We start from the raw sequence: 21342 nt of genomic DNA, 5'->3' as shown, positions 1-21342 counted from the left end.
GAACTCGTCTTCGAGCAACCGACCGGCCTTCGTCGTCGGTTGGCAATCGCCCTCGCCTCGCTTGGCGTGGCATTGTTGATCGTGCCGTTGCTGTTCGGTCACATTCCCGACCATCCGGCGGGCTGGCCACTGGCATTGTTGACGCTGGCGCTGCTGGTTGGGATCAAAGCCGGTATTGCCGGCTATTTGGGTGCCCTGTGTATCTGGCTGGTTGCCAACCTGCCCGCCTTCCGCCACGGAACCTCACCGGTTAATCTCTGGCCGGCGATCCCTTTGATGGTCGTTGGGATCTGGCTCCTCCGTCGTGATCGCCGTGTGCGGGCAATGTGGCGCTTTGTGCGTCGCCAGTTTCGGCGGCGATCCGACGCAACTGGAACAGGTTGACTTCGGGTGGACAGCCAAGGCGGAGCGGTAGGCCGCTAATACCACGACTGACAAACAGATGCATCGAACCAACCTGAAAATGGCCCATATCGTAGCGCCATCCGTGGCGTGGCAGGCAAAGCGGCCCTAAACCGGGCAGGCGCACATGGCCGCCGTGGGTGTGACCGGAGAGCTGGAGATGAAAGCCGGCTGTGGCGGCTTCGTCGGCAATATCAGGACAGTGAGCGAGTAGGATGCAGAAGTCGTGGGCTGGGGCACCTCCCATTGCCAGCTCCAGATCGGGACGGCCATCCCAGTGGTCATCAACCCCGGCCAGCAACAGACGAGCGCCCTGACGCTCGATCAGGCGATGGCGGTTGATCAGCAACTGAATGCCGTGTTCGCGTAGCATGGTCGCAATGTGCGGCATCCCTTCCCAATAATCGTGATTGCCGGGTACGGCATATACACCGAGTGGGGCATGCAGTCGCCGCAGCACTTCAGGGAGTCGTCTGATCGCAGCGTGCGTTTGCACCAGATCACCGGTCAACACAATGATTTCGGGCTGCGTCGCCAGCAGTTGATCAATCGCCTGATGTGCGTTTGTGAAACTGTAGCGATGACCAAGATGCAGATCACTCAACTGGCCAATCGTCAAACCATCCAGCCCAGATGGCAGGTGCTCAAAAGACAGGTCTTTCACCGTCAGCCGGATCCGCCGGGGTTCAATGGTAAGGGCATAGCCCGCACTCACTGCACCTGCGCCCGCCAGCGCGAGCGTGATCGGTAATCCACCGTAGAAACCGGCTACACCCGCCAGGACGCTCCCGGCCAGCCCTGCCCCGATCCAGCGTGGTGAATAACGCAGGCGCGGTTGCCGATCTCGCTGCTTGCGAATTGGTAGCGTGGTTGTCATAACACATCCTTGAGTCGACGACGAATCTGTCGTACAAAGAGGACGCAGGACAGGCATCTCTTGCATTGGCAGCCCATCCTGCGTACTTTTTCCCCCTCGCCATTGACAATATACCATTAAGATGAATGATACCTGAACAGAGGAACCAATGTGTTATCCGATCACTCATCGCTCGCATCAGGTTCAGACGCGCCGCGGTATAATCGCTCTCACCAATAGATGGCGTCACTGCGGCGACGCGACGGTTTCTTTTCTAATACCATCACCGGTATGATATGATTGAGATAAATGTCAAAATCATGGTAAAGATACACAACATGCCGACCTTCAAAGATGATGAGGTAACATCCGGGCGCTATGGATCTTAGTCATACTGCCATCCGCGATCACACGGCCTTTCTCGAACGGCTGCGATTGGTACCCGACCAACCCGGCGTCTATCTCTGGAAAGACGCCACTGGCCGTCTGCTCTACGTGGGCAAGAGCAAACGGCTGCGCGACCGCATGCGTTCGTATTTCGGCTCACCGCGCAGCCTGCGTGGCAAAACCCGGCGGCTTGTCAGTCATATTGCCGATTTTGACATTATCGTCACCCAAAGTGAATTAGAGGCGTTGCTGCTGGAAATGAACCTGATTAAACAGCATCGCCCTCCGTATAACATTTTGCTCAAAGACGATAAGACCTATCCCTACATCAAGGTGACGGTCAACGAAGATTGGCCGCGCGTCTTCGCGACCCGCCAGGTGCTCAACGATGGCGCACGCTACTTTGGCCCCTACGCCAGTCCCGGTTCCGTCTATCAGGCACTCGAGGTCCTCAATCGGCTTTTTGCCTTTCGCCCACCCTACGAGTGTAAAGACGACAAATTCAACCGTCACCGTAAACTGGGCAAGCCCTGCCTCTACTACCAGATGCGGCGTTGTCTCGGCCCATGTGTGCCCGGTCTGGTGACAAAAGAAGCCTATCGGCAGGCGATTGACGCCGTCTGTCGCTTCCTCGAAGGCAAGAGTGATCAAATCGTGCGCGAGTTGCGTGCCCAGATGGAGCAGGCCGCTGAACAGCTTGAGTTCGAGCGTGCCGCATACCTGCGTGATCGCATTCAGGCTATCGAGAAGATTTCCGAGCGCCAGCAGGTATTACGCACGGTTGACACCGATCAAGACGTGATCGCGTTTGCCCGCGAAGAGGGCAGTGCAGTGGTGCAGGTGCTCTTCATCCGGGGCGGTAAACTTATTAACGCCGAACCGTTTACCCTCCAGGGTACCGAAGGCGAGAGTGATGAGGCGTTGTTGACCTCATTTCTCACCCAGTTCTACCAGGATGCCCCCAACATTCCACCCAACCTGTTACTGGCCGATCATGTTGAGGAGCCAATGATCATCGCGTCGTGGCTCCAACAGAAAAGCGGCCATCGGGTCGAAATTACGGTGCCCCGCCGGGGTGAGAAGCGACAACTGGTTGAGCTGGCTGCCAACAACGCACGTCAGAAGCTGCGCGAAATTCGCGAACAGTGGCTCAATTCCGAGCAACGTGCTGTTGCTGCGCTCAGCGAGTTGCGCGATCTGCTTGAGCTGCCCGCCCTGCCCTACCGCATTGAGTGCTACGATGTGTCGAATATTCAGGGACAACACTCAGTTGCCAGTATGGTGGTGTTCGAGCGCGGATCGCCCTGTCCGGCCCATTACCGTCGCTTCAAGATCAAGACGGTGAGCGGCGCCAATGACGTTGCTTCGTTGCACGAAGTGATCAGCCGTCGTTTCCGGCGGGCGGCTGAGGCACTTGGCGAGACCCAAACCGTCACTGGGATGGTTGCCGATGACGACAATAAGACCTCTGAGACAGGCAATACCGATCAACAGGCTCTGGAGAGTTGGGCAGAGTTGCCCGATCTGCTGTTGGTTGATGGTGGGCAGGCGCAGGTTGCCGCCGCGTCAGCGGCCCTCCGCGACCTGGGATTTACCCAGATTCCGGTGATTGGAGTTGCCAAAGGCCCTGATCGCAGCCGTTTCGATCTGATTCGGCTCGATTGCGAGCCGCTGGTGCTGGCCCGTGATAGCAAAGCGCTGGCCCTGATCCAGCGGATTGACGAAGAGGCCCATCGCTTCGCAATAACGTACCACCGCAAGTTACGTAGCAAAGCGATCCTTCGTTCGTCCCTGGAAGACATTCCTGGCATTGGCCCCAAGCGTAAGCGTGCCCTGCTGAAGGCTTTTGGCTCCCTTGACGCCATTCGTCAGGCCAGTATCGATGAACTTGCTGCCGTGCCGGGTATGACACGAAAGGCTGCCGAAGAGCTGAAGAGTTTGCTGTAGTTGTCGGAGAAGAGCAATGTCGATTATCCATTCGCATATCCAAACCAACAGCCCCGATTTTCAGACCAACTTTGCCTATCACCAATCACTGGCTGCCGATCTCCGCGAACGACTGGCCCAGATTCGTCAGGGGGGCGGGGCTGAACAGCGTCGTCGGCATGAAGAACGCGGCAAGCTCTTTGTGCGTGACCGGATTGATACGTTGATCGATCCTGATAGCGCCTTTCTTGAGATCGGTGCGCTGGCTGCCTATAACGTCTACGATGAAGAGGTTCCTGCCGCCGGCATCGTTTGCGGGATTGGCCTCGTAGCCGGGCGTCCGGTGATGATTATTGCCAATGATGCGACCGTGAAGGGCGGCACCTATTTCCCACTGACGGTGAAAAAGCATCTCCGTGCCCAGGAGATTGCCCGCGAAAACTACCTGCCCTGCATCTATTTAGTTGATAGTGGTGGAGCTTATCTCCCTCTGCAAAGCGAAGTCTTCCCCGACCGTGATCATTTCGGTCGCATCTTTTACAACCAGGCCCAGATGTCAGCCGAAGGCATTCCCCAAATTGCCTGTGTGATGGGCAGTTGTACCGCCGGTGGAGCTTATGTTCCGGCCATGAGTGATGAAGTCGTGATTGTGAAGGGCAATGGCACCATCTTTCTCGGTGGGCCACCGCTGGTTAAGGCGGCTACCGGCGAAGAGGTGACTGCCGAAGAATTGGGTGGGGCCGACGTCCATACCCGTATCTCTGGGGTGGCCGACTATTTTGCCAACGATGATCGCGAGGCGCTGGCTATTGTACGCGACATTGTTGCCCATTTGGGGCCACAGCAGCGGGCAAATTGGGAATTGCGTGATCCAGAGCCTCCGCGTTACGATCCGCAGGAAATCTATGGTATTCTACCACGCGATTTTCGCCAGAGCTACGATGTGCGCGAAGTGATTGCTCGGATTGTTGATGGCAGCCGCTTGCACGAATTTAAGGCGCGCTACGGTACCACGCTGGTTTGCGGCTTTGCCCATATCGAGGGCTTCCCGGTTGGGATTCTCGCCAACAACGGCATTCTTTTCAGCGAAAGTGCCCTCAAGGGTGCGCATTTTATCGAGCTGTGTTGTGCGCGCAATATTCCACTTGTCTTCTTGCAAAACATCACTGGCTTTATGGTCGGAAAGCAGTATGAAAATGGCGGTATCGCGAAAGATGGCGCAAAGTTGGTAACGGCTGTCAGCTGTGCGAATGTGCCAAAGTTTACCGTGATTATCGGCGGTAGCTTTGGTGCCGGTAATTATGGTATGTGCGGGCGTGCTTATCAGCCCCGCCAGCTTTGGATGTGGCCGAACGCACGCATTAGCGTGATGGGTGGAACGCAGGCTGCGAATGTCCTCCTCACTATCCGGCGTGACAATCTGCGTGCTCGTGGTCAGGACATGAGCCCTGAAGAGCAAGAACGCTTCATTGCGCCGATTCTGGCTAAATATGAGCAGGAGGGGCATCCGTATTATGCCAGTGCCCGGCTTTGGGATGATGGAGTGATTGACCCGGTAGAGACGCGACGCGTGCTGGCGTTGGGTCTGGCGGCTGCCGCTGAAGCGCCGGTGCAACCGACCCGTTTCGGCGTCTTTCGTATGTAGGTCTGCCATGACACCGTTACGCATCGTGACCGGAATTGTCGTGATCTGGCTGATATTTGATCCGCAGCCGGTCGTTGGCTTTGTGGCCTACACCCTGATAGGTCTCCAGGTCTTAGGTTGGTTGTGGCCACGCATTGCCCGTAACCAGATCACCTGGCAACGGTGTGCACCTCTGGCGCTGGCACCCGATGAGGTAGCCGAGGTCGAAATTCACGTGACCTACCGTGGCTGGTTGCCGTTACCATACCTGGTGGTGCGGGAGGATATTCCGGTTATGCTGAGTCATGTCCCCCGCCGAGAATGGGTTCTGAGCCTGTGGCCCGGTCAAAGGCATACTCTGCGCTACCCGATTCAGTGCCGTCAGCGTGGTCTCTACTGGTTGGGGCCGCTCAGCCTGCGGATTGGCTCGGTGTTTGAGCAGAATGAGATTCAGCTTACTGAACAGCAACCAACACCAATCACTGTCACCCCGGCAGTCGTTTCGTTGCGCTTGCTTCATCTGATCGCAGCTCTCCCCTACAGTCAGGAGCGCTATCACCTGAGTCTGTTCGAGGACGCTACTCAGAAAACTGGCATTCGTACCTATCAGGTCGGCGATCCGCCGCGACGGATCGACTGGAAAACAAGCGCACGTCTCGGTGATCTTCAGGTACGTGAATTGACCCCTACCATTGCCCGTGAAACCCTGATCGTGCTGGCTTTTGCCGAGGCTGAGTATCCGGGGCGGTTTGCCTACGACAATCGTGAACGGGCAGTTGTTGCCACAGCTTCCCTGGCTTCCACGCTTATCCAGCGGCGTCAGGCAGTTGGCTTGTGCAGCAACGGCTACGATCCGTTACACTGCAAAGCTGGCATCACGTTGTTGCCTGCGACCGGCGTTGAACATCTGCGCGAACTATTGGTTCGCCTCGGTCGGCTCGAACCGGCGACAGACGTACCACTGATCGAAGAGGTAATAACGGGTGAGCCTGTCCTACGTCCCGGCGCAACCCTGGTTCTGATCACCAGTGCCCTGAGCACCCAAATCCTGACGACTTTGGTGGCTATCCGTCAACGCGCAATGAAAGTGGTATTGGTCCTGACCGATCCGGTTCTGAGCGATCTTCTCCAGGCCCAACAGTATGGTATCGTCACGTTGCAAATAGATCGTACAGGTGCGATTATTCCTTGTGCGTGAAAAGTGATAAACGCTGTCGTTTATGCCGGTGCAGTACATAATGAGGAGACATTGCTATGCTGCGCATTGCTGAAGAAGTTACCACTGCGCTCGAAGAAGGGCGGGCAGTGGTTGCCCTGGAGAGCACATTAATTAGCCACGGCCTTCCCTACCCCCACAACCTGGCCGTAGCGGAGGGTCTGGAAGCCGAAGTGCGCACTGCGGGTGCGGTACCGGCGACTGTCGGTCTGATCGAAGGAGTGCCGGTCATTGGTCTGAATGGCAATGAGCTGGAACGGCTGGCGGTTGGTGGTGATCGGGTGCGCAAGTTGAGTCGGCGTGATATTGGTGCGGCAATTGTCGATCACGTCGATGGCGCCACAACAGTGGCGGCAACGATGGCGCTCGCGGCTGCGGCTGGGATTGAGGTCTTCGCTACCGGTGGGATTGGCGGCGTTCATCGCGGTGCAACCCATAGCTGGGATGTGAGTGCCGATCTGACCGAATTGGGCCGTACACCTATGCTGGTTGTGTGTGCTGGTGCGAAGGCAATCCTCGACCTGCCGGCGACGCTCGAATACCTGGAGACTCAGGGCGTACCGGTGGTTGGGTACCAGACGGTAGAATTCCCGGCCTTTTACACCCCCCATAGCGGCCTGACAGTAGCGGCTGTGGCGGCTGATGCGCTGGCAGCCGCCCGCATGTGGCGTATTCAGCGCCGTTACCATACATTTGCTGCCCCTGGCGGTATGTTGCTCTGCGTTCCACCACCAGAGCGCCATGCCCTGGAGCGAGATGCAGTTGAAGCAGCTATCAGTCGGGCATTGGCTCGTGCTGAGGCAGAAGGTGTGCGCGGGCCGGCAGTCACGCCGTTTCTCCTGGCAGCAATGGCCGAAGAGACCAGCGGCGAGAGTATCGAGACTAACATTGCTTTGCTGCGAAACAATACCCGTGTAGCCGCTGAAGTCGCGGTTCGGATCAGTGAATTGGGTTGAAACCTGGGTGAACAAACCGTGTGCAAAGTACTTGACAAATTGCGTTATTGCTTTTATACTAACTATCGCTGTTATCAGATGTAACAGCTTGCACCGTCACATCCTCGACGGTTGAAACCTCACACGTTACCCCGTTTCGTTACGTGCTGGGCGCCTCTGTAGGCATTCTCCGCGTGAGCGGAGGGATTTTTGTTGTGTCTTGTCATAGCTGCATAGTTAGGCAGGAGTGCCCGCCAATGCTCAAGCGTCGATTGTCAACCTGGGAAAAAGAAGAAGTATCACTGCACACGCACGAGCGTGATGAACGTTTCGGGCACGAAGAGGAGACTCTCTCTCCCGATCTGAGCGATATCGAGCAGGTAGAGCCAACCTTTGACGCTGTTCAGCATTACCTGCAAGAGATTGGCCGCGTCTCTCTTCTGACCGCTGCTGAAGAGATCGAGTTGGCCGAGCGTATTGAACGTGGTAATGAGGCTGAAGCCCGGCTTGCTACAGCGACCGACCTGACGCCGTGCGAACGCTACGAACTCCTTCAGGCAGTTCAGCAGGGTGAAGAGGCACGTCGCCATCTCATCCAGGCCAATTTACGCCTGGTCGTGAGTATTGCCAAGAAGTATGTCGGGCGTGGTCTGGCTCTGCTTGACCTGATTCAGGAAGGTAATATTGGTCTGATGCGTGCGGTGGAGAAGTTCGATTACCACAAAGGTAATCGCTTCAGCACATACGCAACCTGGTGGATTCGCCAGGCGGTGACGCGGGCGATTGCCGAACAGGGGCGGACAATCCGGTTGCCGGTGCATATGAGCGAGTCGGTTGGACAGGTGAAGCGAATCGCCGAACGTCTGGCGCAATCGCTCGAACGCCAGCCGACGGCGGAAGAGATTGCAATGGCGCTTGGCCAGCCGGTTGAGCGTATTCAGCGCATTCTCGAAGCGGCGCGTCGTCCGGTTTCGCTGGAAACACCGGTCGGCGATGAAGGTGAGCACACACTTGGCGATTTTCTGACTGATGAAGAACTGCCGACACCGGGAGAAATGGCGGCTCAAAAGCTGCTGCGCCGCGATCTGTGTGCTGCCCTTGACTGCCTCAATGATCGGGAACGCCGGATTATCGATTTGCGCTACGGTCTGGTTGATGGCCGACGCCGGACGCTCGAAGAGGTAGGCCGTGTGCTCGGTATGACGCGCGAACGGGCACGGCAGATTGAAGCCGAGGCTCTGCGGCGCTTGCGTAGTCCTGAAGTCGGGCAGCATCTCCGCGATTATCTGGAGTAGTTGCACAAGACTCTGCTTGCCAACCTGCCTGGCCGTAGCCACACAACGATACCTGACGTGCGTTTGGGATGGGATTTCCCCGGTATTGCCCAAACGCACATTTTACTATCGCTGACACCGTCCGTGCCCGTCAGACGGCCCGTACCGTGGTGAGAGGATCACCCTGCCACTGAGCCTGATCACGGCAGTGTAGAACTGGTCTTGCCGCAGCGCACGCGGTAGGATCACGTTTTAGAGAGGATACTGTTGCCAGATAGGGTTGTCCGTGGGGCTGATGTGGAGTGCGGTAGCCGTGTTCACGATCAGGGGTTGGTCGCAGCGATTTTCCTACAAGTCACGAGGACAACGTGCGTTTATAGCGTGTCTGTCCGGTTTGACCATCCGTGATGTTCTGACGGCATGTGAGCGGTGGTGCAGATCGTGGAGCAGGCGTTCAGATCATTGGACTGATGAACAGCGATGAGGCTATCAGGCGTGATGCACAGTGTCACTGCCTATCACCGAATATGCGGTGAACTATGATCCGTGGTTGTCATCTACAGGATCAGGATATCGATGGGCGGGTTCTGTAGGGGCGGGTTCTTAACCCGCTCCTACGCGAGCGTTGATATAACTTGGTCGTATTACCTCATCGTGGTGATGATTTCTGGTGTTCACAACTTGACGAAATTCCTCTTCAGTGATAGACTTGGGAGCTGTGCCGGGGTAGCTCAGCGGTAGAGCAAACGGCTCATAATCGTTAGGTCGCGGGTTCGAATCCCGCCTCCGGCACCAGTCGCCGGTGAGCAACGCTCACCGGCGTTTCCGTTCATCGTGCAATACCACCATGCTTGATCTATTGCGCCAGTTTTTACGTGCTGAGGGCGTCGAGCAGTCTTCTGCTCGCCTACTGGTTGCTGTCTCTGGCGGCAGCGACTCACTTGCCCTGCTGCACATGCTCTGCACATTGCACCGTGCTGGTGGCCCGACCCCAGTTGTAGCGCATCTCGATCACGGCCTGCGAGGTGCTGAATCTGCGGCAGACGCCGACTTCGTCGCTGCTACTGCGACAGCCTGGGGGGTACGGGCAATTGTCGGACGTGCCCACTTGCCACCAGGAACAACACCGGCCGAGGCGCGAACTGCACGCTACACCTTTCTTGCCACAACTGCCCTTGCCGAACAAGTTGATGCCGTGCTCGTCGCTCATCAGGCTGATGATCAGGCGGAAACGGTCTTAATGCACTTACTCCGTGGCGCCGGGCCGGCAGGCTTGCGCGGCATGCAACCCCGCGTCGAGTGGTCGGAATGGGCGGCAGCCCTGATTGATAGCGGACAGGCTCCGCCCCACGGCCCACCATTGTTGCGCCCGCTGCTGACGGTCAGTCGGTCTGAACTGGCGTCGTACTGCGCTGATCATCAGTTAACCCCACGCGACGATCCAACGAACCGTAATCTCCATTATGTGCGGGCCCGTATCAGGCATGTGCTCTTGCCTCAGCTTGCAAGCGAGAATCCTCAGATTACTGCTGCCCTTACTCGTACAGCCCGTATCTGTGCGGAAGATTACGATTTTATCCAAACCATACTGGCAGATCGGTGGCCGAGCCTCATCGTTGAGCAGCGGTCTGACAAAGTGGTATTTGAGCGTGCTGCCCTGATGAGCCTCCATCCAGCACTACGCCGTTATGCGTTGCGGCGTGCGATTGCTGAACTTGGTGCAGAGGAACCGGGTTTAGCCCACCTCGATGCAGCACTGCATCTCATCGGCGGGCAGTCTGGCCGCTCAACGCAGATTGCTCCCCAGGTGACACTCGTGTGCGATCAGCAGACAGTCACATTGCACTTGCCATCGGCATTACCGCCATCTGGCCCGCAGTTGACAACACCTGTGACATTACCGGATCGGGGGATTGTGCCACTGGCGAATAACTGGCAGTGTATCGTGCAGGATCATCCCCCGGTGCATCCTGACCGCTGGTGGTTAGGACTGGCTCAGCGTCCGTCTGCTCCTTTGCAGTTACGGCCACGGCGTCCCGGTGATCGGATGCGGCCTGTTGGTGCACCGGGGCGGCGACGCTTACAAGATGTGTTCGTTGATTTGCGAGTGCCACGTATGCTGCGGGCTGCCTGGCCGATTCTTACCACTGCCGATGATCAAATTCTCTGGGTAGTTGGATTGCGAGTTGCTGCCGGCGTCGCTGCATCTGAACCAAATCAGGCTACAATGTGGATTGGGATTGTTCAGACTGCCACAACAAGACAGGAGTAAGCATGCGTCAGGACATTGATTATATCTTGATTGGGGAAGATCAGATCAGACAACGGGTTGCTGAGCTAGCTGCTGAGATCAGTGCCGATTATCGCGACCTCGGTGATCTGCTGCTGGTCGGCGTTCTGAAGGGCTGCGCCATGTTTATGGTTGATCTGGCGCGGGCAATTGATCTGCCGCTTGCGATTGATTTCATCGCGGTTGCCAGTTATGGCGCCAGTACCGAGTCGTTGGGTGTGGTGCGTCTGATCAAGGACCTCGATACTGACATTTCGCAGCGCCACGTGTTGATTGTCGAAGACATTATTGATAGTGGCCTAACTCTAGCGTATCTGCGGTCGCAATTGCTGCGGCGTAATCCGGCCAGTCTGCGTATCTGCACGTTGCTTAACAAACCTGAACGACGTACAGCAGATGTGCCGGTGGACTACATTGGCTTTAATATCCCTAATGCCTTTGTGGTTGGGTACGGCCTGGATTATGCCGAGCGCTATCGCAATCTCCCCTTCATTGGCGTGTTGCGCTCCGAGGTCTACCAGTCGGTGTAGTTGTGATCCAGATCACACTTTGAGTGTAATCTGTTCCCTTGCCGTTGATGATCGGCTGATGCTATAATTCTAACAAGCGGCGTACAGAATGGCTCATTGCCGTTGTGGCCGCATATTACTCATTAAGTGGGGTTCATTCCTCAGTATTGTCTGGTCTACCAGAAGATGGCGAGGCAACCCCTCTAGAAAGAAGATGTATGAGCGATAATCGTTGGTTGAAGAATAGTTTTGTCTATCTCATCATTCTGGTTGCAGCGCTAGCGCTGTTCTTCCAATATTTTGGTCAGGGTGCCAGCCAGACTGAGGAGAAAGGCATTGCTGATGTCATCGCCGATGCTCAGGTTGGACTGGTAAGTGAAATTCAGGCGCAGGCTGGCGACGAACAGATTATTGTCACCTACAAGGATGGTAAGAAATACCGCTCACGGGTCGAAACGTCGGATAGCGTGATGAAGTTGCTGGCCGACTACAACGTACCGCTGTACGACGAGAACGGTCGGCGAACGATCAACGTAACCGTGCAGCCGGCACCAGCCTGGGGTGGTTTGCTTAGTATCTTTACCATTCTGCTGCCAACCCTGCTCCTCATCGGCTTTTTCGTCTTCTTCATGCGTCAGGCGCAGGGGAGCAACAATCAGGCGATGTCGTTTGGCAAGAGCCGGGCACGGATGTTTGCCGGCGATAAGCCCACAATTACCTTCGCCGATGTGGCCGGTCAGGAAGAGGCAAAGCAGGACCTGGCCGAAATTGTTGAGTTCCTCAAGTTTCCTGACAAGTTTGCCGCGCTCGGGGCACGCATTCCGCGTGGTGTGCTGATGGTTGGCCCGCCCGGTACCGGTAAGACGTTGCTCTCGCGGGCCGTCGCTGGAGAGGCAGGTGTTCCCTTCTTCAGCATCTCTGGTTCTGAGTTTGTTGAGATGTTTGTTGGCGTAGGTGCCTCACGTGTGCGCGATCTGTTCGATCAGGCAAAGCGTAATGCACCCTGTATCGTCTTCATTGATGAAATTGATGCCGTCGGTCGGCAGCGCGGTGCTGGTTTAGGTGGCTCACACGACGAGCGTGAGCAAACGCTCAACCAGATTCTGGTTGAGATGGATGGCTTCGATACCAACACGAACGTGATCGTGATCGCGGCGACGAACCGGCCCGATGTGCTTGATCCGGCGCTCGTGCGACCAGGCCGCTTTGACCGCCAGGTGGTGCTCGATGCGCCCGATGTGCGGGGTCGGATCGAGATTCTGAAGGTTCACGTCAAGGGTAAGCCTCTGGCCGAGGACGTCAATCTTGAAGTTATCGCTCGTCAGACACCTGGTTTCTCGGGTGCTGATCTGATGAACGTTGTAAACGAAGCAGCAATTTTGGCTGCTCGCCGCTCGAAGCGCAAGATCAGCATGGCAGAGTTCCAGGATGCGGTCGAGCGGGTTGCCATCGGTGGCCCTGAGCGGCGTTCGCGTGTGATGACCGACCGTCAGAAATTGGTGGTGGCCTACCACGAGGCCGGACACGCGATTGTTGGTGCTGCGTTGCCGAAGGCCGACAAAGTGCAGAAGGTGACCATTATTCCACGTGGACAGGCCGGTGGGTACACGCTCTTCCTGCCTGATGAGGATAGTCTGAACCTGCGAACCGTTTCGCAGTTCAAAGCACGTCTGGCCGTCTCGCTGGGCGGCCGGGTAGCTGAAGAGATTGTCTTCGGTAACGATGAGGTGACAACCGGTGCTTCTGGTGATTTGATGCAGGTCACTCGTATTGCACGGGCAATGGTCACGCGCTACGGTATGAGCCAGCGCCTCGGCCCAATGGTCTTTGGTGAGAAGGAAGAGCTGATCTTCCTTGGCCGCGAAATCAGCGAGCAGCGTAACTACGGTGATGAGGTGGCGCGCCAGATTGATGAAGAGGTGCATGCGATTGTCACCGAAGCCTACGAAACGGCGCAGCAAATCCTGCTTCAGAATCGGGCTGTGCTGGACGATATGGCAAATGCGTTACTCGAATACGAGACGCTTGATGGCGAACAGCTCGAGGAGATGATTCGTCGGGTAAAACCGCTGGCGCTCGATCTGAGCAAGAGTAGCAGCACGCCTAATGGACGAGCTGAAGAGCGCTCCACTCAGCCCGATGCATCACAGCACGGCTTTGGTGGTACCAATCCACTTCCGGCGTAATTCTGCCGCCTAGTTGTAATTGATCATCCCTACTGGTAATCTCGCCAGTAGGGGTGCTTTGTATTATCGGCAGCCATCTGATATCAAATCTGGTCTAGTGGAGCGCGAGCTTCTGCCCCGCTCGCTACCGGACACAGCCCATGTTGCGCTTCCAGCAGAGTACCTCACCCCCAAACCGACGCACAAAAGAGAGCACCATCCTTTACCGGTGGTTCCCGCACCCGCTGGGCTATGCATTAACCACAACTGGTGTCAACCACGGGTATATCAGCGGGTATGATTGCCATGGGTGCTGTTTTGAGCGACTGCCCGGTGGCAGCGCACAGCGCCAGCCGTGCTATCACGTGCTGGATGGGTTGCCTTACGTGCGCATCACGTGCGTGTCGCAGGGTTTGGAGTGCGGCAGCCATGCTGCCGCGCCAGCCGTGCTCACGATTCGGCGCGTGGTACGCCGTTCCCCCTCCTGGTCACGGGGATGCTGGATGTATTCGTGACGATCATCGAGTCGGTCAGGCATGAATGTGCTACCTGAGCGTAGACGTCTTGTTGCAATAGGTGCCCGCTTGCGCACCAGCAGCCACGACCAGCATCTGACGATGGTGGCGGGGATGCCGGCACGCGGGCTGGAAGCCTGCGCCACGAGATGCCCGCGTCACGGGGAGCGCTTGCAGTCCGGCCTACCGCAGCAGAATGCCGTGGCTCGCCTAACCATACGGTGTAAGTGACGCATGGCACCGTATCTATCACGATGGGATATGAGGCGTCATACCGGCTTCTGTGTGACATGTGGGGAATGCATAGCCTGCTGGGGGCGGGTTAGAGTGGGGGCGTGTCGCGGTGTACTGCTGTAAGCAAGTATAACACGCCTGACCCAATCGCAAGCGCTGCACCTGAACAACTACACGTGAACCGGTTAGTTTGCTTGCGACGAACCACTATTGGCTCACAGATAGCAGCCCGGCCGTGCGCCAGCACGGCCCTGTCAACCTGAATGAGGCACTGTCAGTCGAGGTTTGAAATTACCTGACATAATACGGATGGACGGTTCCGTAGGGGCGGGTTCTAAACCCGCCCCTACGGACGGTGCCTGTGCCTGTTCACTACCATACGAGGCATGCGGTGAACGAGGGGTAGTGGAAGGATACATTTTGAGTCGGCGGATCGCAGCGCGTCCCTCTGCCGGTACGTGACTCTGATGAAGAGGCTTTGCAATGATGATTGATGGTCTCGACAATGTGCACCATATTAGTCAGGATTTGATATTAGATACTCATCCCACTTCACCGTCACTCGTATTCCGCCTATTCTTCAGCCGGACGTATCCGCTGCAGGGCCAGACTTAAACAAATCACCGTAACGATGATCATAAGCGCTATGTAGACCACCCAGGGTAAAGGTACTATGAGATCACCGATAGACGAAGGAACTGTCCAGAGCCATGGATTGCCGCCTTCCTCAAGGATGGCAGCCGTTATCCCCAGGGCAATAAACGGATGCAAGCAGATGAATGCTCCCATTGTATAGATGTAGAGCGGCGAAGGATTGCTATCGAATATGCCGATCAACAATGAAATCACAAAGAAGAGAAATGGTACCAGCAACAGAATGGCGATCACCGTTCCCTGCGCCATTACCGTTGCACCAAGCGTCGAGCGCATCACCGTTGACCAGAAAAGGCCAATTGCTGCATAGCAGATGGCCGTGATCAACAAACTGATCACCCCAATCAGGATTTCTTGTGCAGTAATGCCGCCAAAAAGAAGGGATAGACCGGCAATTGGGAGAGAAGCCGTGATGAGCAACAATGCAAACGCAATTGCTGACAAGAGCTTACCGGTGATGATCTGAAGTGGTGACAACAACGAGGCAAGCAGTAAATCATAAGTCTGGCGTTCTTTTTCACCGACAATTGCCCCTGCTGTTAGTGAAGGCGACAGAAAGCAAACCTGTACCAGCGCCGCAGTCATCACGGTGAAAAAGATGCTTTTACCGATGGTACGGGCCGTGTTAGGGTCATTTGGGCTGGCCGAGCTGATAAATACCGCATAAATCAGCAGCGTAATAGCGCCAATGATAGTCAGGTAGCCGCTCAGAATAAGCCAGGCATTGCGTCCACGAATCCGACCGAAGAGTTCACGGGTCAATACCGGGTTAACAATGATGCTATGCATACGTATACCTTTGCCGCTGGACGAGTCTGGATGCGTGTTATCGCGCCTCTGCTGTTGAGAGGGTGAGATTCAAGCGAGACGTGTTACCTGGCACCATTATAGAGCATGTGACCTATTGTGAGACCTGGATGTAGAGGCGTCTGTCAGATGGTTATGGTGTGGAAGCATACCTTCCGCACCCGACCCATGCAACACGTACATCACTGCACGTAAAAGGCATTCAATCTAGAGCGTGGTTTCTCCGTGGATGTACGCAACAGCTTCTCGGCTTGAAGCAGGCAGATGTGCCGTTGGTGCGTCGGATTTTCACAACCAACAGCGCCCATCACAACTCACAGTTGATTCGATCCAGTAGTGACGTCACGGCATATATGGCCCGCAGCGTCGGGGTTGGCGTACCGGTCAATTCGGCCAGCTCAACCACTGCCCCCAGTAGGGCATCGATTTCGGTTGGTCGCTTCGCTTCAATATCTTGTAGCATCGAGGTCTTGTGAGCGCCGATCTCCTCGGCCATGCGGATGCGGCGTTCAATCGAGACCGGAAACCGAATACCTAGTTGCTCGGCGACCTGTTGCGCCTCAGCCATCATTGTTGCCGCCAGGTTGTACGTGCCCTGATCAGCGATAATGCGGTCAATGGTAGCGCGGGTCAATGCGCTGATCGGGTTAAACGAGAGATTTCCCCACAACTTTAGCCAGATTTCATTGCGAATATCGGTCTTGACCGGCGCTCGTAAACCGACCGACTCCAGCAATTTACTCAGGCGTACCATACGCTCGCTCCGGCTGCCATCGGGTTCACCGAGTGTAAAACGGTTTCCTTCAATATGTCGAATGACGCCAGGACGTTCGATGGCGGCGGCGGGATAGACGACGCAGCCGATAACCCGTTCAATCTCGGTATGTGCAGCAATAACACCACCGGGATCAACTGCCTCGATCCGCCGACCTTCGTATGGGCCACCGTGCCGGAAAAAATACCACCAGGGAATGCCGTTTTGAGCGTAGACAACGGCTGTGTCGGGGCCGTAGAGCGCTCGCATGGGTGCAGCCAGCGTCGGCAAGGACTGTGCTTTAACTGCTACGATCACAACATCGTGCGGCCCGGCAACCGTTATATCAGAGGTCGCCAGTGCCGGTCGCACCACCTCGCGCCGACCATCACGGTATTCAACGGTCAACCCGTGTTCGATAATGGCTGCCAGATGGCTCCCGCGAGCGATCATTGTTACTTCGGCTCCAGCCTGGATCAGCTTTGCCCCCAACCAGCCACCAATCGCTCCGGCGCCAACAATACAGATGCGCATATGATCCGCTACTCCTTGTACGTGTTCCTACAGTTTGCGCAGATAGACTCGCTCTAGCTCGTGGCGAGGTCCTTTGACCAGAATCAGATCGGCGCTCCAGCGCGTCGGTTCTATGTTTTGTTTTAAATTGACATAATTAATTTCGCGCCAGATACGTCGTGCGGTAGCGATAGCTTCCTCTTCGTTCAGCTCAGCGTAGCGGCGGAAGTATGAGGACGGATCGCGAAATGCTGTTTCACGCAGCCGTAAAAATCGTTCAATGTACCACTGTTCAAGATCACGTTCATCGGCATCGACATAAATCGCGAAGTCAAAGAAGTCTGATACATAGAGTTGTGGTTCGCGTCGAGTATTGGAACTGCGCTGTAACACGTTCAACCCTTCAACAATCAGAACATCTGGATGATCAACGACCTGCGTTTGATCGGTCACGATATCGTAGATAAGGTGTGAATAGACGGGTGCACTCACCGGGCCATACCCCGATTTAATATCGGCCATAAACTGCAAGAGGCGTCGCCGATCATAGCTTTCAGGAAACCCTTTACGGTGCATAATCCCCCGTTCCTGGAGGATTCGGTTTGGGTAAAGAAAACCGTCGGTTGTAATCAGATCGACTTTGAGGCGTCCAGGCCCACGTGCCAGGAGCGCTTGCAGGATGCGCGCTGTGCTGCTCTTCCCTACCGCGACACTACCGGCAATGCCGATCACATACGGTACCCGTGCTGTCCCTGAGCCGAGAAATGCACTGGTGGCCTGGTATAATCGACAGGCATTGTCGTAGTAGATTTGTAGCAGACGCACCAGTGGCAGGTAGATGTCGGCAACGTCTTCCATCGAGACAGTGTCATTCAGACTGACCAGCGTGTCTAACTCGTCTGCACTGAGTGGTAATGGGGTGCCGTTACGTAGTGCTGCCCATTCTGAGCGCGAAAAACTCATGTATGGTGAAAGGCGGCGTTCAAATTCTGACTTCAGGATCATGCCGGTTCCTGTCTTTCTCCCATTACTTACAATCCCAGTGTCTTCGCCATCGTGATCCGTTGTAGTTTTCCGGTAGCACCGCGTGGTAGCGCACTCAGAATATGGATTGCACGAGGCACTTTGAAATCGGCCAGCAGGCGGGCGCAGTGCTCGCGTAATTCACGCTCGTCGGCATTCATGCCTTCGCGTAATACAACGGCGGCATGCACCTCTTCACCCAGCGTTGGATGTGGCACGGCAAAGGCCAGGGCTTCGGCGACTGCCGGATGACGGAGCAGTACGTCATCAATCTCCAGGGGCGAAATCTTTTCGCCACCGCGGTTGATTAACTCTTTGATACGACCGGTCAGACAGAGATAGCCATCTTCGTCGAGATACCCCTGGTCACCGGTCCGAAACCATCCATTCACAAATGCCGTGGCATTGGCTTCAGGATTATTTTCGTACCCATCAACGACATTCGGTCCCCGCACCACAACCTCGCCCTTCGTGCCCGCCGGCAACAACTGGCCGTGTTCATCCATGATAGCCACTTCTACTCCAAATCCAATTCCCACCGAGCCGGATTTTCGTCGACCAGGTGGTAACGGATTAGAGGTCATTTGATGTGAGGCTTCGGTCATGCCGTAGCTTTCGATAACCGGCGCCGCGAAGACCTCCTCCATTTGCTCCATCACGACCGGTGGTAAGGGAGCGCTTGAGGAGCGAATGAAGCGGAATGGATTGGCTTTGATTATAGCAGTGTTGCGTCCGGCACGGGCCAGGAGGACCTGGTGCATCGTCGGGACGGCCGAGTACCAGGTTGGGCGCTCTTGTTCAACCCAGCTCCAGAATTTGAGGCCATCGAAGCCAGGTGGACAGATGACGGCTCCACCGGCGGCTAACTGACTCAGCAACGAGGCAACAATGCCGTGAATGTGGAAGAGCGGCATCACGCAGAGCGAACGATCCGCCGCGCTCAATTGATAGGTAGTGATGATGTTGCTAGTCGAGGCGGCCAGATTACGATGGCGAATAGGTACCCGTTTGGGCCGGCTGGTGGTGCCACTGGTGTGCAAGATCATGGCAATGTCGTCGGGTGTAGCCAAACTGTCGCGACGTAGTGATCCAGCGGTACCTGATGTCGAGAAAGTAAGCTGATGGTTGCTGTCGAAGGCAGCTTCGATCAGCAGCATGTCTGGACGCAATGCAGCCCGGGCTTCGTCGCCCTCGCCAGGGGCAACAATTAATGCGCGGGCCTGGGTGTCTTCATAGTAGAAGGCAAATTCGTCCCGCCGATATTTGGGATTAAGTGGTGCAGCCGTCGCCGCAGTAGCCGCAGCCAGAAAGGTGATGGCCATCGTCGGGCTGTTGCCAAGTGCAATCGCAATCCGGTCGCCGCGTCCCAGTCCATGGTTCTGGAGCCACTCGGCCAGGCGGTACACCTGGGCACGCAGATCGGCAAAGTTCCAGGTCGGGCCACCCGGTGCAATCAGCGCAGGATCGGTATCGCTTCCAGTTGTCAGGAGATCATACACGGTACGGTACATCGTCTTCATCCCCCATCGTTTATTGTCTCGTATGCCGTCGGTAATGATCACCATCCAATTGCCAGCCCATCACAACGAGGTTCAGTACCTGCTACGTAGCTGCCACTGGCCAGACGCCAGATAATCTGTCCCCGGCCAAAACCACCCAATTCACTTTCGACCACCACCTGGTGGCCGCGAGCGGCCAGCCCTTCAATGACGTGGCGTGGTGTTTCCAGCTCAAGCCGCAGCGTGCCATCGCGCTCCCAGCGCCAGCGCGGTGCATCCAGTGCTGCCTGGGGGTGCATTCCGTAATCAAGGCTGTTAACGATAACCTGTACATGCCCTTGTGGTTGCATATGTGCTCCCATTACACCGAAGGGGCCGATGGGAACGCTATCTTTGCTCAGGAAACCGGGAATAATGGTGTGAAATGGTCGTTTACCGGGAGCGACCTGATTCGGATGGCCGGGGGTTAATACGAAGCCACAACCACGGTTGTGCAGGGCAATACCGTAATCAGGGATCACCACCCCTGAACCAAATCCCATATACGTTGATTGGATCATACTCACCATCATCCCGTCACGGTCAACGACAGCGAAGTAGACTGTACCACCGCGTGGCAGGGCGGACGGGCCATAGGTTTGGGCCTGTTCATCGATCAGGCGCGCACGTTCAGCCAGCCGCTGCCGATTCAACATGTCGTTGATGGGCACAGCTACACTGGCCGAGTCCGCGACATAGGCGAAGGCATCGGCAAAGGCCAGTTTCATCGCTTCGATTTGGCGGTGGAACGATGCTGCCGACTCGCGGGCATAGCCGTTAAGATTGATGTGATCGAGAATCCCAAATGCCATCAGCGCCGCAATTCCTTGACCGTTCGGCGGAATCTCGTGGACGGTATAGCCACGGTACTGCATACTGATTGGTGTTACCCATTCCGAACGGTGGCGAGCCAGATCATCTGCCCGCAACAGACCACCGGTAGCGCGTGCGAAGCGGTCAATCGCTTCGGCAATTTCACCCTGATAGAAGACATCGGCGCCATGACGGGCGATCAGGCGTAGGGTACGGGCGTGACCAGGGCTGACGAAACGCTCACCCGGTCGCGGTGCTCGTCCATCAATACTAAACGTGGGCAAGAAACCGGCAAACTCAGGCCCGTGACGGTTGTGAGCAGCTGCAACCCCTCGTGCCCAGAAGTAAGCGACCATCGGTGGTGTTGGCGCACCTTCAGCGGCATAACTGATGGCTGGGGCCAGGACCTGCGCGAGCGGCAAACGCCCAAACCGGTCGTGCATATCTCCCCACATGCGCACGACGCCCGGCACGGTTACCGGGAACCAGCCATAAACTGGCATATCGGTATGCCCGGCAGCGCTCAGTGCGTCAAGACTCAACCTGGCCGGCGCTGTTCCCGAACCATTGATGCCGTACAGATGATCGCCAGCCCAAATCAGGGCGAAACCATCACCCCCAAGCCCATTTGAGGTTGGTTCCAGCACGGTTAGCGCCGCGGCAGTGGCAACAGCCGCATCAACCGCATTCCCACCAGCCTGCAATATGTGCATACCGGCCTGAGATGCCAGGGGGTGACTACTGGCAACCACTCCGCGCTCGGCAATCACCGGTACTCGCCGTCCGGGATAAGGAAAATGGTGCAGGTTGAGATCCATGGCAAGGCTCCTTCGCACTCGACAGACAGATTGTGAAAAGATATTTGATTATACAATGAACTGTGTTCCGGCTTGACAGAAGAACTTAT

At 56.2% G+C, this 21342-nt stretch carries 14 protein-coding genes and 1 tRNA gene; 9 read left to right on the top strand and 6 right to left on the bottom strand.

Going from position 1 to position 21342, the window contains the following annotated elements:
• Nucleotides 1–250: 250 nt before the first annotated feature.
• Nucleotides 251–1279: a metallophosphoesterase gene (locus VAE55_RS00465; protein WP_322813862.1), complete on the bottom strand. Its 1029-nt coding sequence runs from the start codon at nucleotides 1277–1279 to the stop codon at nucleotides 251–253.
• A 357-nt stretch (nucleotides 1280–1636) separates the two neighbouring features.
• On the opposite strand from VAE55_RS00465, the gene uvrC reads away from it, so the two are divergent.
• The 9 genes from uvrC to ftsH all read left to right on the top strand — a co-directional run bounded on the left by uvrC (nucleotide 1637) and on the right by ftsH (nucleotide 13605).
• Nucleotides 1637–3592 carry an excinuclease ABC subunit UvrC gene (gene uvrC / locus VAE55_RS00460; RefSeq protein WP_322813861.1) on the top strand — a complete coding sequence of 652 codons (1956 nt, stop codon included), beginning with the start codon at nucleotides 1637–1639 and terminating at the stop codon, nucleotides 3590–3592.
• A 16-nt stretch (nucleotides 3593–3608) separates the two neighbouring features.
• A complete protein-coding gene (locus VAE55_RS00455; protein WP_322813860.1) occupies nucleotides 3609–5216 on the top strand; it encodes a carboxyl transferase domain-containing protein in 1608 nt (535 codons plus the stop codon).
• A gap of 7 nt (nucleotides 5217–5223) precedes the next feature.
• A complete protein-coding gene (locus VAE55_RS00450) occupies nucleotides 5224–6393 on the top strand; it encodes a DUF58 domain-containing protein (RefSeq protein WP_322813859.1) in 1170 nt (389 codons plus the stop codon).
• A gap of 56 nt (nucleotides 6394–6449) precedes the next feature.
• A complete protein-coding gene (locus VAE55_RS00445) occupies nucleotides 6450–7367 on the top strand; it encodes a pseudouridine-5'-phosphate glycosidase (protein WP_322813858.1) in 918 nt (305 codons plus the stop codon).
• Between the two features lie 236 nt (nucleotides 7368–7603).
• Entirely contained in the window at nucleotides 7604–8641 is a 1038-nt protein-coding gene (locus tag VAE55_RS00440) for a sigma-70 family RNA polymerase sigma factor (protein WP_322813857.1), read from the top strand.
• 699 nt (nucleotides 8642–9340) lie between these two features.
• Nucleotides 9341–9415 (top strand) — tRNA-Met (locus tag VAE55_RS00435).
• A 52-nt stretch (nucleotides 9416–9467) separates the two neighbouring features.
• Nucleotides 9468–10892 (top strand): tRNA lysidine(34) synthetase TilS, encoded by a 1425-nt coding sequence (gene tilS / locus VAE55_RS00430; protein ID WP_322813856.1) that lies wholly within the window; start codon nucleotides 9468–9470, stop codon nucleotides 10890–10892.
• 2 nt (nucleotides 10893–10894) lie between these two features.
• Nucleotides 10895–11440, top strand: coding sequence for a hypoxanthine phosphoribosyltransferase (gene hpt / locus VAE55_RS00425; protein WP_322813855.1), 546 nt, complete (start codon nucleotides 10895–10897; stop codon nucleotides 11438–11440).
• Between the two features lie 197 nt (nucleotides 11441–11637).
• Entirely contained in the window at nucleotides 11638–13605 is a 1968-nt protein-coding gene (gene ftsH, locus VAE55_RS00420; protein ID WP_322813854.1) for an ATP-dependent zinc metalloprotease FtsH, read from the top strand.
• A gap of 1301 nt (nucleotides 13606–14906) precedes the next feature.
• Here ftsH and VAE55_RS00415 read toward each other — a convergent pair.
• From VAE55_RS00415 to VAE55_RS00395, 5 genes are all read right to left on the bottom strand, one after another.
• The gene (locus VAE55_RS00415) at nucleotides 14907–15776 is read right to left on the bottom strand and encodes an ABC transporter permease (RefSeq protein WP_322813853.1); all 870 of its coding nucleotides are present in this window, start codon (nucleotides 15774–15776) and stop codon (nucleotides 14907–14909) included.
• A 325-nt stretch (nucleotides 15777–16101) separates the two neighbouring features.
• The gene (locus VAE55_RS00410; RefSeq protein WP_322813852.1) at nucleotides 16102–17082 is read right to left on the bottom strand and encodes a 2-dehydropantoate 2-reductase; all 981 of its coding nucleotides are present in this window, start codon (nucleotides 17080–17082) and stop codon (nucleotides 16102–16104) included.
• Between the two features lie 27 nt (nucleotides 17083–17109).
• Nucleotides 17110–18066: a type I pantothenate kinase gene (coaA, locus tag VAE55_RS00405; protein WP_322813851.1), complete on the bottom strand. Its 957-nt coding sequence runs from the start codon at nucleotides 18064–18066 to the stop codon at nucleotides 17110–17112.
• Between the two features lie 26 nt (nucleotides 18067–18092).
• Nucleotides 18093–19595 carry an acyl--CoA ligase gene (locus VAE55_RS00400; protein ID WP_416181151.1) on the bottom strand — a complete coding sequence of 501 codons (1503 nt, stop codon included), beginning with the start codon at nucleotides 19593–19595 and terminating at the stop codon, nucleotides 18093–18095.
• Between the two features lie 47 nt (nucleotides 19596–19642).
• Nucleotides 19643–21253 (bottom strand): gamma-glutamyltransferase family protein, encoded by a 1611-nt coding sequence (locus VAE55_RS00395; RefSeq protein ID WP_322813849.1) that lies wholly within the window; start codon nucleotides 21251–21253, stop codon nucleotides 19643–19645.
• Nucleotides 21254–21342: the final 89 nt, after the last annotated feature.

Origin of the sequence: Chloroflexus sp., from assembly GCF_034432675.1 — a bacterium.
Taxonomy (GTDB): Bacteria; Chloroflexota; Chloroflexia; order Chloroflexales; family Chloroflexaceae; genus Chloroflexus.
This window is presented reverse-complemented; position numbering and strand designations above follow the sequence as displayed.

Bases quoted from the DNA above. Each gene is read 5' to 3' on its own strand.
- VAE55_RS00395 (WP_322813849.1), bottom strand. From the start codon at position 21,253: ATGGATCTCAACCTGCACCATTTTCCTTATCCCGGACGGCGAGTACCG.
- VAE55_RS00440 (WP_322813857.1), top strand. From the start codon at position 7,604: ATGCTCAAGCGTCGATTGTCAACCTGGGAAAAAGAAGAAGTATCACTG.
- VAE55_RS00465 (WP_322813862.1), bottom strand. From the start codon at position 1,279: ATGACAACCACGCTACCAATTCGCAAGCAGCGAGATCGGCAACCGCGC.
- VAE55_RS00410 (WP_322813852.1), bottom strand. From the start codon at position 17,082: ATGCGCATCTGTATTGTTGGCGCCGGAGCGATTGGTGGCTGGTTGGGG.
- VAE55_RS00450 (WP_322813859.1), top strand. From the start codon at position 5,224: ATGACACCGTTACGCATCGTGACCGGAATTGTCGTGATCTGGCTGATA.
- VAE55_RS00445 (WP_322813858.1), top strand. From the start codon at position 6,450: ATGCTGCGCATTGCTGAAGAAGTTACCACTGCGCTCGAAGAAGGGCGG.
- VAE55_RS00415 (WP_322813853.1), bottom strand. From the start codon at position 15,776: ATGCATAGCATCATTGTTAACCCGGTATTGACCCGTGAACTCTTCGGT.
- tilS (WP_322813856.1), top strand. From the start codon at position 9,468: ATGCTTGATCTATTGCGCCAGTTTTTACGTGCTGAGGGCGTCGAGCAG.
- hpt (WP_322813855.1), top strand. From the start codon at position 10,895: ATGCGTCAGGACATTGATTATATCTTGATTGGGGAAGATCAGATCAGA.
- coaA (WP_322813851.1), bottom strand. From the start codon at position 18,066: ATGATCCTGAAGTCAGAATTTGAACGCCGCCTTTCACCATACATGAGT.
- VAE55_RS00455 (WP_322813860.1), top strand. From the start codon at position 3,609: ATGTCGATTATCCATTCGCATATCCAAACCAACAGCCCCGATTTTCAG.
- uvrC (WP_322813861.1), top strand. From the start codon at position 1,637: ATGGATCTTAGTCATACTGCCATCCGCGATCACACGGCCTTTCTCGAA.
- VAE55_RS00400 (WP_416181151.1), bottom strand. From the start codon at position 19,595: ATGTACCGTACCGTGTATGATCTCCTGACAACTGGAAGCGATACCGAT.
- ftsH (WP_322813854.1), top strand. From the start codon at position 11,638: ATGAGCGATAATCGTTGGTTGAAGAATAGTTTTGTCTATCTCATCATT.